13 protein-coding genes and 1 tRNA gene are annotated in these 11,798 nt (G+C 62.2%); 5 read left to right on the top strand and 9 right to left on the bottom strand.

Translation table 11 applies throughout. The features are described from left to right. The first annotated feature begins 121 nt into the window (after positions 1 to 121). Positions 122 to 358, top strand: coding sequence for a hypothetical protein (locus NKJ67_RS15525; RefSeq protein WP_127266711.1), 237 nt, complete (start codon positions 122 to 124; stop codon positions 356 to 358). A 2-nt stretch (positions 359 to 360) separates the two neighbouring features. Here the strand turns inward: NKJ67_RS15525 and NKJ67_RS15520 are convergent. From NKJ67_RS15520 to NKJ67_RS15495, 6 genes are all read right to left on the bottom strand, one after another. Beyond that, positions 361 to 434 (bottom strand) — tRNA-Gly (locus tag NKJ67_RS15520). 77 nt (positions 435 to 511) lie between these two features. Continuing rightward, positions 512 to 2,425, bottom strand: coding sequence for an acyltransferase family protein (locus NKJ67_RS15515; protein WP_352581860.1), 1,914 nt, complete (start codon positions 2,423 to 2,425; stop codon positions 512 to 514). Between the two features lie 196 nt (positions 2,426 to 2,621). Further along, positions 2,622 to 4,103 carry a hypothetical protein gene (locus NKJ67_RS15510; protein WP_352581859.1) on the bottom strand — a complete coding sequence of 494 codons (1,482 nt, stop codon included), beginning with the start codon at positions 4,101 to 4,103 and terminating at the stop codon, positions 2,622 to 2,624. A 38-nt stretch (positions 4,104 to 4,141) separates the two neighbouring features. Next, positions 4,142 to 4,576, bottom strand: a complete 435-nt coding sequence (locus NKJ67_RS15505; RefSeq protein WP_281062076.1) for a GtrA family protein — start codon at positions 4,574 to 4,576, stop codon at positions 4,142 to 4,144. Between the two features lie 10 nt (positions 4,577 to 4,586). Further along, positions 4,587 to 5,288 carry a class I SAM-dependent methyltransferase gene (locus tag NKJ67_RS15500; RefSeq protein ID WP_256745972.1) on the bottom strand — a complete coding sequence of 234 codons (702 nt, stop codon included), beginning with the start codon at positions 5,286 to 5,288 and terminating at the stop codon, positions 4,587 to 4,589. Beyond that, a complete protein-coding gene (locus NKJ67_RS15495) occupies positions 5,281 to 6,270 on the bottom strand; it encodes a glycosyltransferase family 2 protein (RefSeq protein ID WP_185929007.1) in 990 nt (329 codons plus the stop codon). The genes NKJ67_RS15500 and NKJ67_RS15495 overlap by 8 nt, the downstream gene beginning before the upstream one ends. A 273-nt stretch (positions 6,271 to 6,543) precedes the next feature. Between NKJ67_RS15495 and NKJ67_RS15490 the strand changes: the two genes are divergently transcribed. Beyond that, on the top strand, positions 6,544 to 6,807 hold the full coding sequence (locus NKJ67_RS15490) for a DUF6460 domain-containing protein (protein WP_013533620.1): 264 nt from the start codon (positions 6,544 to 6,546) through the stop codon (positions 6,805 to 6,807). A 27-nt stretch (positions 6,808 to 6,834) separates the two neighbouring features. Here NKJ67_RS15490 and NKJ67_RS15485 read toward each other — a convergent pair whose 3' ends face one another. Continuing rightward, positions 6,835 to 7,779, bottom strand: coding sequence for a histone deacetylase family protein (locus NKJ67_RS15485; RefSeq protein ID WP_352581858.1), 945 nt, complete (start codon positions 7,777 to 7,779; stop codon positions 6,835 to 6,837). A 130-nt stretch (positions 7,780 to 7,909) separates the two neighbouring features. Here NKJ67_RS15485 and NKJ67_RS15480 point away from each other — a divergent pair, with 130 nt between their 5' ends. Both NKJ67_RS15480 and NKJ67_RS15475 read left to right on the top strand, forming a co-directional pair. Then, the gene (locus tag NKJ67_RS15480) at positions 7,910 to 9,265 is read left to right on the top strand and encodes an MATE family efflux transporter (protein ID WP_352581857.1); all 1,356 of its coding nucleotides are present in this window, start codon (positions 7,910 to 7,912) and stop codon (positions 9,263 to 9,265) included. Between the two features lie 300 nt (positions 9,266 to 9,565). Further along, the gene (locus tag NKJ67_RS15475) at positions 9,566 to 9,739 is read left to right on the top strand and encodes a hypothetical protein (protein WP_164748943.1); all 174 of its coding nucleotides are present in this window, start codon (positions 9,566 to 9,568) and stop codon (positions 9,737 to 9,739) included. Positions 9,740 to 9,747: 8 nt separating this feature from the next. On the opposite strand, the gene NKJ67_RS15470 is transcribed toward NKJ67_RS15475, so the two are convergent. Then, on the bottom strand, positions 9,748 to 10,824 hold the full coding sequence (locus NKJ67_RS15470; protein WP_256745975.1) for a quinone-dependent dihydroorotate dehydrogenase: 1,077 nt from the start codon (positions 10,822 to 10,824) through the stop codon (positions 9,748 to 9,750). Then, positions 10,821 to 11,171 carry a DUF952 domain-containing protein gene (locus NKJ67_RS15465; RefSeq protein ID WP_063173552.1) on the bottom strand — a complete coding sequence of 117 codons (351 nt, stop codon included), beginning with the start codon at positions 11,169 to 11,171 and terminating at the stop codon, positions 10,821 to 10,823. The genes NKJ67_RS15470 and NKJ67_RS15465 overlap by 4 nt, the downstream gene beginning before the upstream one ends. Before the next feature lie 187 nt (positions 11,172 to 11,358). Between NKJ67_RS15465 and NKJ67_RS15460 the strand changes: the two genes are divergently transcribed. After that, the gene (locus NKJ67_RS15460; protein WP_127266720.1) at positions 11,359 to 11,775 is read left to right on the top strand and encodes a hypothetical protein; all 417 of its coding nucleotides are present in this window, start codon (positions 11,359 to 11,361) and stop codon (positions 11,773 to 11,775) included. Positions 11,776 to 11,798 lie beyond the last annotated feature (23 nt).

Here is an 11,798-nt window from a genome sequence, read left to right as displayed (position 1 = left end):
CGGGTAAGGTTGTCCGGCGAAAGCACCGCCAGGCCGAGGCTGGCGAAAGCGAGCTGGGAACATTATTTCCCGCCGATGCGTTCATGATCTTGCAAGGGACGATTTCTTCTGGAGGCTGAACATGCGCAGCTTCGAAATCATCGATCTGCTTTGCGTGATCGAGGCCTGCAAGCACGATCGATCGGTCGGGAATTTCGTTTCCATGGCTGAAGGTGTTGAAGAATTGCGGGTGTTGACCGGCGATTTCGTTTCATCGGATGACGTGGCGGCAAACGCCCTCGCAACGGTGGCGCTTGCGCGAGGCTGCTCGGTTGTGTTCGACGAACAGGCAGGCGCTGAAATGGTTCTGACGCCTTAGACTGGAGCGGGTAGAGGGAATCGAACCCTCGCGTTCAGCTTGGGAAGCTGACAAGCTACCATTACATCATACCCGCGTGCGCCCTCGTTACCATGAGGGTTAGCCTTCGGGCAATCGCAAAGCGGTCTGTTCTCACGACGGTCGTGCTGCGGATCACGGCGCGCCCGCGGCCGTGAATTGCCGTTTTGCCTCCGCGACCTCATTGCTGGTGGCGAAGCTTGGCCAGTATTTCGAGATGGCCAGCGTCGCGCCGGCGGAAGAGAAGTGGCCATAGTCGAAGTAGAGAAATTCATTGGTCGTGGCGTCGGCGTATGAACAACCGGCCGAGTCGCACAGATACGTCAGCGGATCTATGAAATCGGCCCCTTTGGTGAACGGCAGAACCCGTGCGTTGATGTCCGGATCCATAGCCATCGGCCAGGATGTGGTTCCGGCATGCTCCCGTCTCACCAAGAAAGCGATCTTCTGGACGTCGGCGATGAATTCCGGAGACTGGCCGACGGTATAGACCTTGACCCCCATCCCGCGAAGCCGATCGATCGTCTTCTGCAGGCCGTCGAAGCCCCTGGCCTGGTAGTCGGTCCATCGGCCGCTCAGGATCACCGCCTGGATGTTGGCGTCGCGAATGATCGACAAGGCCCGTTCGTTGAAGCGGGTGCAGGCGGGCCGAGCATAGGAAAAATAGGTCAGGTCGGGCGGACAGCCGGCATAGGTGTATTGGATGACATTGGCCTGGATTTTCTGGGCGTTGGGCTCAAGTCCCGGAACATAGTGGGCAGCGAAAGAATCGCCCCACAGCAGCACATTGGTGGCAAAGCCCGTTGTACGGGTGCAGTCGGCAAGGTTCCAGTCTTCGATGCGGGTCCCGTTTTCGTTGAAACAGATGCCGTTGCGCCAGTCGCCGACCCGGATACGTTCGGTCGAGAAATCCGGAAACCGTTGCGGGAAACCGTTGCCCAGTACGCCGGCCAAACCACCGGCGCACAGCAGCACGATTGCCGTCGCCGAAAAGGCGAAGATGGGCAGCGGGGCGGTATAGGCTCGTTTGTGGCGGAAGGGTTGCTCGACGTATTTCCAGGAGAATGCCGCCAAGGCGAAACTGGCAACCGTCATCGCGATAATCGTTGGCACACCGACAGTCTTCAGGGAGAGATAATGGACGAAGGAGTTGATTGGCCAGTGGACGAGGTAAAGCGAATAGGAAATGAGGCCGACCCAGACCAGCGGCGCCAACCGAAGCACGCGAGTGGCGACAGGTGCCGGCCTGTCGGCGCTATCCTGGCCAGCATAGATCAGCAGAGCTGTTCCGATGCAGGGGAATAGGGCATTGTAGCCGGGAAACGGATCGCTGTCCGAAATCATCACAAAGCCAAATGCAATGAGGGCAAAGCCGGCGAGGCCGATCAGGTCCGCCGCCAGCCGACTGGCTAGGACCGGAGGCTTCCGCAACATCAGCATGGCGCCCAGCGCCAGCTCCCATATGCGCGTCGGCAAGAGATAGAACCCTGCCGTCGGTGCCAGCGAGGTTGCTATGACTGCCAGGGCAAAGCTGCCGATGGCCATCGGCAGAAGTACCGTCAGCCAGCGCTTCGAGACGTATCGGTAGATCAGATAAAGGAGGATCGGCGCGAAGATATAATACTGCTCTTCCACCGAAAGCGACCATGTGTGCAGGAGCGGCCGCAGTTCGGCGTCGATGGAGAAATAGTTCGTCGTTTTCCAGAAATAGATGTTCGACCAGAAGGTCGAGGCGGCGATCACGCTGAGGCTGAATTCGTGGAGATCCGAAGGCAGAAGGATGAACCAGGCGGCAATGCTCGCGAGCAGGATGACGAAGGTCAGCGCCGGCAGGATGCGCCGTGCGCGGCGCCAGTAGAAGCGGCCGATCGAGAATTGGCCCCGCTCAAGATCATCGAGCAGGCTGCCGCTGATCAGATAGCCCGATATGACGAAGAAGATGTCGACACCGGTGAAGCCGCCGGGAATGGCGGACACGCCGAAATGGAAGAGCACGACAGGCAGCACCGCAACGGCCCGCAGACCGTCGATGTCGCGCCGGTAGTTCATCCGGCCGGCCCGCGCGCGACCACAAGGATCCGTGCGGCCGCACCCGACACGCTCATGCGGCGATGTCGTCGATCGTGCTGAAAATCCCGGCTCGTCGATCTCACAGGCTTACCCTCAGGCAGCAATTTTGCTGCGCTGCAACATGGGTGTCAAGGCATATATTGCTGTCGCGAAATTCGCCAGGAACGCACCGGGATCAGGCGCCGGGCAGATAGATTACCGCGTAGTCGTCCGAATAGGCCCGTTTCCAGCCCAACTGGTCGAAGAAGGGAATGCGGCTGTCGTCGGCCGATAGCAGCGCCCAATCTATTGCGTATTTCTTCAGGCGGGCTTCGAGGAGCGGCTTGCCGTCGCCGCGTCCGGTGTCGTTATCGCTCTTTGTGAAACCGCCGAGGAACAGCTGGTCCGTCCGTCCGTCGATATAGGTCTTGAACCCGTGGAAAATCAGCGTGCCGCCGAAATTGTAGGAATTCAGCACGTTGCCGGATAGGTGATGGCTTTGCGCGAATGCCAGCGCCCCGCTGGCCGATGTCTTCGGACTTGGCGCTACCTGATAGACGCTGCCGAGCACAGCGACCCCGCCAATCAGCAGAACGGCTGCCGTGCCGCAGATGGCGTAGAACCGTCTGGCTAAGAATCTCTCCAGCCCGTCGCGCTTTTCGGCCAGCCATGCGGTGGCTGAAAGCGAGGGATATTGCTGTGCGACCTCTGCCGCCATCACCAGCGGAATCAGCAGGAAGAACAGATACATGAAGCGCACATGGGCGAGATAGACATGCAAGGTGAAGACGACGAACAACGCCTTGGCCCAGCCAATTCGCAATCGGGACACCAATAGCCCGAAAAGCGCCAGCAGCATCACCGCTTCCTGGACGGGACTGTCCGGCGGATTGAACGGTTTCCATTCCATGATCAGCGACACTGCCTCATTGCCATAAGCCACGGCGAGCGTCGCCAGGATGGCCTGGACGCCGTACGGGTGGATCAGGGTGACCAGCGGGCAAAGCAGGCCGAACGCGATCCACTTCGCCAGCAGGGCCGGTTTTGACAGGCCCGTGCGCGCCAGCAGATCGAGACCGGCGAAAGCCGCGATGACGAAGCTCAAGGTGAAGGTGGCGTGCAGGTTCGCCCATAATACGACCAGCACAAGCAGCCACCAGGGCGGCGCCCGTTCTTCCCTTGCCGCACCGAACAGCACCGCCGTCCAGATGACGATGATCGGGAAGGTGAAGACATGCGGACGCGCCGTGAAGATCGGGTTGATCAGGAACACCGCCGCGAAGGCCAGTGTAATCGCCAGGATCGGTTTCAGCCATGCGCTGAGAAACCACCCCATGAGGAAAACCGTCAGGGAGATCGAGGCGATGATCGCGGTGACGACCCCGTTCCAGCCGCCCGCCCGGTAGGCAAGAGCCAGCAGGACCTGCCCCAGCCATTCCTTGGCAATCCAGGGCTGGCCGGCAAACGTGTAGGAGTAAGGATCGACCGTCGGAAATGTCCGGTTTGTCAGGAAATCGAGACCGACTTTCACTTGCCACCAGCTGTCGGGATCCTGCAGGGTGGCGCCTGCCTGGGCAGCCAACGCACCCGCCATCGCCAAGGCCGCGAGCAGGCAGAAGATCAGCCTGTTCCGCTCGTTGTATGTCGCGGCCGCCACACTGGCCTGAGCGTCGTTCATGATGCGCCGCCTCTGATCGGTTCCGGTGACAGTTGGGTTCAAGGTGTTGGACTGGCGGACTGCCGCCGAGGCTTGTCGGCCACCCGAACTGTGCGGTCGGTGCTGTCGTCCCCACGTCCCACAAACACGAAGCGGGCCGAGCCAAGATAGAAAACCACCGAATAGACGCAGATTCCCGCGAGGTGGACCAGCGGGTTTTCGACGATGCCTGCCGAACGGGCGGCGATCACGACGGCCAGATTGATGCTGTAGGCGACCAGAAAGACACCCCCGTAGCGCAGCGCGGTTCCGGGCTGGAAGCCATCGGCTCTGCTGAAGGTCCATTGGCGGTTGAGGAAGAAGCCGAGGACAAGGCCGGCGGCATAACCCGTGGCGTTGGCAAGGATGTCGCCCAGACCGAGCGCAAGCCCGGCCAGGATGACCGCGTATCCCAGCGCCGTGTTCAACAGACCGACGGCGCCAAATCGCAGCATCCTCGGGAAGTCAAACGGCAGGCTTGACCACATGCGCAAAATATTGGGCTCCGACAGGTACCTTGGTGAGGAAGCGCTCGAACGGCCTCAGTCTCGCAAGCATCCGAGGAAAGAAAATCCGGTAGACGATCCTCGTGTTGGCAAGGCCCGCCTCGGCCATGCGCCTGCGCATCTCGCGCGAATTTATCAAAACCGCGTTTTCGTCGAAGGCACAGTTTCTCACCGCGTGCGTGGTCAGCGGGTTCCAGGGATTGTGTTCGAAGACGAAGAAGCTGCCGCCATCGGCCAGCACCCTGCCGATCTCGGCGAACAGCCCGATCTGCAGGTTCTCGGGAATATGGTGGAAGACGCAGGCCGCGAAGGCCAGGTCGAAGCTGCCGTCGGCAAAGGGAATTGTCTTGCCGTCGAAATGCGTGAAGGCGGCCTGGCCGGGAAAGCGCTTGCTGGCGATGTCGAGCGATTCCCGCGAAGGATCGAGCAAGGTGATCTCCGCGTCGGGAAACGCGTTGCGCATATGGCCTAGCGAATTGCCGACGCCGGCGCCGAAATCCAGTATTCGTCGCGGTTCGACACCGGCCCGCCGCAGCGTCGCGGCGACGTCGTCGATCTTGTACCTGGCGAAGAAATCCGGGTTTTCGCCGCTCAGCCTTATGCTTGCGGCATGCTGCTCCTGATATTCCCGCGCAAACCGGTCGAACTCCGCCTCAAGCACGTGCGGCCCTCTTTGCCATCTCCTGCAGGCGATGGACCGGCAATTCGCCGTCCTCCACTGCCTGGCTGCGCGAAACGATCTCGTTGACGAAGTAGAGCGGCCGCCGCTTTGTCTCCATGTACATGCGCCCGAGATACTCGCCGAAGATCCCGAGCACCATAAGCTGGACGCTGCCGAGGATCAGCACGATCGCGGCAAGGCTGGTCCAGCCGGGCAACACGTTTCCGACCGACCATTCGAGCAGCGTGTAGCCGAGCACGACCAGGCCCAGAAGCCCGAACATCATTCCGAGCAGCGAGGCGAACCGCAACGGCACGATGGAGAAGCTGGTCATCGCGTCGACCGCCAGAAGAAGCATTTTCTTCAGCGGATAGTGGGTGGTGCCGGCAAAGCGGCGGTGCCGCTCATAGGGGAAAGCCACCTGTTTCAGCCCGATCCAGCTCACCATGCCGCGAATAAACCTGTAACGCTCTGGCATCGCGTTCAGATGGTCGAGCGCGCGACGGTTCATCAGCCGGAAATCGCCGGTATTGGGGGCTATGTCGACGTCGACCATCCGGCGCAGCAAGCGATAGAACATGGACGCGGAGGCGAGCTTGAACCAGCTTTCGCCATCGCGCGTCAGCCTCTGGCCGTAGACCACATCGAAGCCTTCGTTCATCTTCGTCATCATCGCGCCGAGCAGTTCAGGCGGATCCTGCAGGTCGGCATCGAGAATGAGAATGCGCTGGCCGCGACAGAATTCGAGCCCGGCGCTCAACGCGATCTGGTGGCCGTAATTGCGGGCAAGGTCGATGGCGACGACATGGTCGTCCTTTTCGGCCAGCTGGAGAATGGCCTCGCGCGTGCCGTCGGTCGCGCCATCGATAACAAGGACGATCTCGTAGGAAGGGCCTTGTTCAAGGCATGCGGCCGTTACCCGCCGATGCAGTTCGGCCACGCCATCCAGCTCGTTGTAGCATGGGATGACCACCGACAGCATGACGCCGCGTCGCGCGGTGTTTCTCTCCGTCTCCACCAAAGCCTTGCTCCCGCTATCCGATTGGGAATAGCGGCAATTGGTTAGAAAACAGATAAGCCAGCGGGATCGGTGCGGCAGTAGCCGGCAGTCTGCCATGCGCCTGGGCTCGGCTTGCGGCCACACTATGCTCGGTGTCTCGCTACCCCGCAGAACTCCCGGCTTGAAGCGGACAAGCCAAGTGCGTATGTCTGGCTGACGCCCTCTAGCCTGGGTACCTCAATCTGGAGACGGGCCTTGTCCGCATTGACGCGCTTTCTTGGCGACTCGCCGCTCAAGGTGATCCTGAAACTGCTGGTGGTGTCTTTCCTCGTCGGCCTGGTCATGAACGCCTTCGGCTGGTCGCCGATGGATGTGCTCTACGGCATCCGCAAATTCTTCATGGACCTGTGGAATCTCGGCTTCCACGCCATCGACCGTTTCCTCGGCTATATCCTGCTGGGCGCGGCTATCGTCGTGCCGGCCTTCATCCTGTTGAGGCTCGCCAACTACCGGAAGTAGAGCATGATCCCGAACCGCAGGTCCGCGTCAGCGAACCCTGGCACCCGGTTTTTGGACAAGATCGTACCATCGGGCGTAGCCCGCGGCGACCTCGAACAGGATGGCGTGGCGCGCCGCGAGTGCGGGCACATCAGTTGAATAGCCACCGCCGATGACGCCACACACCGGAACGCCCCGCGTGCGAAAGTGGCTGATCAGCATGTCGTCGCGGGCGCGCAGACCGTCATCCGATAGCGACAGCCTGCCAAGCCGGTCCTCGGCATGGACGTCGACGCCGGCATTGTAGAACACGATGTCCCAATGCGCTCGGGTGGACAGTTCCGGCAGGATGGCGGTGAGCCTCTCAATGTAAGCGGCGTCACCCGTGCCGTCGGGCAGCGCGACATCGAGGTCGGAGGCGATCTTGCGCACGGGGTAGTTGCGGTCGCCATGCATGGAAAAGGTGAGCACGCGCGGATCATCAGCGAGAATATCCGCCGTGCCGTCGCCCTGATGCACGTCGAGATCGACGACCAGGATGTTGCGTGCCGCGCCTTCGGCGAGCAGCACCAATGCGGCCACGGCGACATCGTTGAAGGTGCAGAAGCCCGCGCCTTGCGCGCGCCGCGCATGGTGGCTGCCGCCGGCGGTGTTGCAGGCGATACCGTGGCGCAAGGCCAGCCGCGCCGCCAGCACGGTGCCGCCGGTGGCAAGCTGCGCGCGCAGCGAGACGCGGGGTCCGATCGGAAAACCGATCTCGCGCTCGATCTTCTCGGCCACGCGGCAGTTGACGACTTGGTCGACATAGTCCGCCGCATGGGCAAGCTCCAGCCATGACACCGGTGCCGGTTCGGCGGTGCTGAGCGCGTCGGGGCCGGCGAGGCCACGTGAACGCAACGCCTCCATCAGCAGGGGATATTTGCTCATCGGGAAGCGATGGTTGACGGCGAAGCCGGCGTCGTAGTCGGGATGATGGACGATCTGCAGGGGCATGAACTGGATCCGGCGGCTCGCGCCAGGCCGGGGATTCGGTTGGCCGTCACGGGAAGAGTGATTGCGCGGTGGCTGGAAAATGAGGCACATCGGTAGTTCGATCAAGCCGCAATCAGCAAGGCAGCAATCCTTGGACCAGGGTGCAACCCCAGCCGACGCCAGATCCCCAATCAACCCCGGATCATTTGTCGTCACCAATCGCTCCGTGCTCGCCATCGCCGTGCCGATGACGCTTGCCTATCTGACGACGCCGATGCTCGGCCTGGTCGACACGGCTGTCATCGGCCAGTTCGGCGATGCCGCCTTGCTTGGCGGCCTGGCGGCCGGCGCATTGATCTTCGACGTCGTCTTCACCTCTTTCAATTTCCTGCGCTCGGGCACCACCGGGCTCGTCGCACAGGCGTTTGGGCGCGGCGACGCCCTGGAGGAACAGGCGGTGTTCTGGCGCGCCGTGCTGATCGCGGTTATCGCCGGCATCGTGCTCGCTGCCCTTGCGCCGCTGGTCGCCATCGCCGGGCAAAAGTTCATGGGCGCCGAACCGCGCGTCAGCGAGGCGATGGGCGTCTACATCAGGATCAGGCTGCTCGCGGCGCCGTTCTCGCTGATCAACTACGCCATCCTCGGCTATGTGCTGGGGCGCGGCGAGGGCGGGCTTGGGCTGATGCTGCAATTGGTGCTGAACGGCATCAACATCGCGCTCTGCTTCGTGCTTGGGTTGGAACTTGGCTGGGGTGTCGCCGGCGTTGCCTGGGCGACCGTCACCGGTGAGTTCCTGGCCATGCTGCTCGGCCTGGCGATCGTTATCCGCCGGTTCCGGGCCGCCCCATCCTTGCCGCGCCACCGCCTGCTCGACATGGCCGCCTTCCTGCGCATGATGTCGCTCAACCGCGACATCATGATCCGCTCGTTCTCGCTGCTCGCCGCCTTCGCATTGTTCACCCGCCAGGGCGCGCAGTTCGGCACGGTGACGCTGGCCGCCAACGCCGTGCTGATGAACTTCTTCCTCGTCGCCGGCTATTTCCTCGACGGCTTTGCCACCGCCGCCGAACAGCTGGCGGGCCGTGCCGTCGGCGCACGTGCCGCCGCACCGTTCCGCCAGGCCGTGCGGCTGACGCTGTTTTGGGGTTTCGGACTGGCGGGAGCCGCGACGCTGGTAATGCTGTCTGGTGGCGCCAATCTGGTCGCTCTCGTGACGACATCGGAGGAAGTCCGTTCGGTGGCCGACATCTACCTGCCATGGGCGGCATTCACGGCGCTGAGCGGTGTGCTGGCGTTCCAGATGGATGGCGTCTTCATCGGCGCGACCTGGTCCCGCGACATGCGCAACATGATGCTGCTGTCGTTCCTGGTTTTCGCGGCCGCGCTGCTGACCCTTGCGCCCGCCTTCGGCAACAATGGACTGTGGGCGGCGCTGCACGTCTTCCTGCTGGTGCGAGGCTTCAGCCTGCTGACGATCCTGCGGCTCAGGGTGCGGACGGCCTTTTAGACGGTGCCCTCCGGAAGGCCCTGCGCCGTCCAGGCAGCGAACGGCACCTGTTCGCGATAGGAATTTTTTCTTGACTCGGTGATCTCAGCTATGGTACATTTTTGGCCATGGTGCTGATTTGCGCCAGTGACCCGCCGCACAGGCGGGTTTTTCGTTTGATGCTCCGTCAGCCAATGCGCCGGCGAGGCTCCGAAGCAACCCGTTAAACCGAGTTCGTTGCCCTGCTGTGCGGTCGGATGCACTTGCACTTCCAGTCGATTTCCAACAGACTTGATGCACCAATTGTTCCAGGGCGAGCTTATGCGAAGCTACCTGCCATATGTCTTGGGCGCGGCGTTGGGATTGCTCGCTGCGTTCATTCTCTCCGCGGTTTCTGGCATCGGCGGCACCGCGCAATTGCTTCTCTTCGGCGTGTTGCCTGCCATCGGCGGCGCCATTTGCGAGCGGGCCGTCAGTCGCAATCTACGCTCCTGAGAGCAGGCTCAGAGTTGCCTGGACGCCCAGAAGTCGAGGCGGCTGCCGCGCAACTCGCAAATCGACTTCAGCCGTTCCTTTTCGACGAAACGGACCATTCCGGAAAGGATACGGCCTGGCAGTGAAGGCCCGGCATAAATCATGCCGGTGTAGAGCTGGACCAGATCAGCACCCGCACGGATCTTGTCAAGCGCCGTATCGGCGGAATCGACGCCGCCGACGCCGATGATGGCGCGGTCCGGTCCGAGCAGCTTGCGCATCTTCGCCAGCACGATGGTCGAACGCTCGAACAGCGGCTTTCCGGAGAGCCCGCCGGTCTCGCGCGCGGTGTCGCTACTGCGCAATGGCGGTCGGGAAATGGTGGTGTTGGAGACGATGACGCCGTCCACCTGCTTTTCGGTGACCTCGGCGGCGATGTCCTCCAGCTCTGCCTCGACCAGGTCCGGCGCGATCTTCAGGAACACCGGCGGCTGCGCCGTTGCCGCGGCGCGCGCGGCCATGACACGCGACAAGAGTTCGCCAAGCTGCTCGCGCGCCTGCATGTTGCGCAGGCCCGGCGTGTTGGGCGAGGAGATGTTGACGGTGAGATAGCTGGCGTATTGCGCAAACCGGGCGACACCGCGCTCATAGTCGCCGATGCGGTCGCTGCTGTCCTTGTTGGCTCCGATGTTGACACCGACGATGCCGGAGCGCCCCTTGCGTGCGGCAAGGCGTTTTTCGGCCGCTGCATGGCCTTCATTGTTGAAGCCCAATCGGTTGATCACCGCATCGTCGGCAGTCAGCCGGAAGATACGCGGCTTCGGATTGCCGGCCTGCGGCAACGGCGTGATGGTACCGACCTCGGCGAAACCGAAGCCCAGGCCAAGCAACGCGTCCGGAACCTCGGCGTTCTTGTCATAGCCGGCCGCCATGCCGATCGGATTGGGGAAATCGAGGCCGCAGACGCTGACCTTCAGCCGCGCGTCGAGCGTCGTCCGCGCACCGACCGGCAGGCCGCATCGCAGCGCCGCAATCGACATGCCATGCGCGGTTTCCGGATCGAAGGCGAACAGCAGCTTCTGGCCGAGCCGGTCGAGCACGCTCATTGCCCCTCCAGTGCCGGGAACTGGTGCACACCATCGGCGCCAAGCGGCAGTGGCCGGACCCACAGCACGGCCTTGAGGTCCAGCGGGCCATAAAGATGCGGAAACAGCGCGCCGCCGCGCGAGACCTCGTATCTCAGCGCAGCGCCCAGGCCGGCGCCGTCGATGGCGACCAGCAGAAGGTCCGTCTGGCCGGCAAAGTGCTTTGCCGCCGTTTCCCTGACCTGTGCTGCCGTTGAGAAATGGATGAAGCCATCGGCGACATCGATCGGCGCGCCGGTGAAGCGACCATGCGTTTCGGCCTCGCGCCAAGGCGCTTGCGGGGTTATCTTGTAGATAATCTGAGACATGGTTGCGCTATAGAGCAGTTCCAGGAAAAGTGTGAAACGGTTTTCCCGGGAAAAGCGCATAGCGCTTTCCCTTGGGAATTGCGTCAAAAAGATTCCGAACCAGCCATTCGGGAAAGGCCACGCCAAGGGTCTTCCCCATTTCCGGCGCAAACATGCGATATCTGAGGCCTTGGCCATGGAGGACAACATGCGTCTGCAGCACATCTTGATCCCCGCCGCGCTCGTTTCGCTGGTCGCGGCTTCAGCTTATTCGGAAGAGACCGACCGCTACCGCCTGGAAAAGTCCGATAGCGGCTTTGTCCGTATCGATACGCAGACCGGCGCCATGTCGATCTGCGAGGAACGTTCGGGCCAGCTCGTCTGCAAGATGGCGGCCGACGAACGCGCTGCTTTCCAGGACGAGGTCGACCGCCTGCAAACCTCGATGAAGGCGATGGACGAGCGCGTCACCAAGCTCGAGAATTCGCTCTCCGCCCGCCTCGAATCGAAACTGCCGAGCGAGGAGGATTTCAACAAGACCATGAGCTACATGGAGCGCTTCCTGCGCGGCTTCATGGGCATCGTCAAGGATATGGACAAGGACGACGGCGCTCAGAAGACCTGAGCGCTTCAACCAGGGGAGGCGGC

This window comes from Mesorhizobium sp. M0088, from assembly GCF_040322895.1.
Classification (GTDB): Bacteria; Pseudomonadota; Alphaproteobacteria; order Rhizobiales; family Rhizobiaceae; genus Mesorhizobium.
This window is presented reverse-complemented; position numbering and strand designations above follow the sequence as displayed.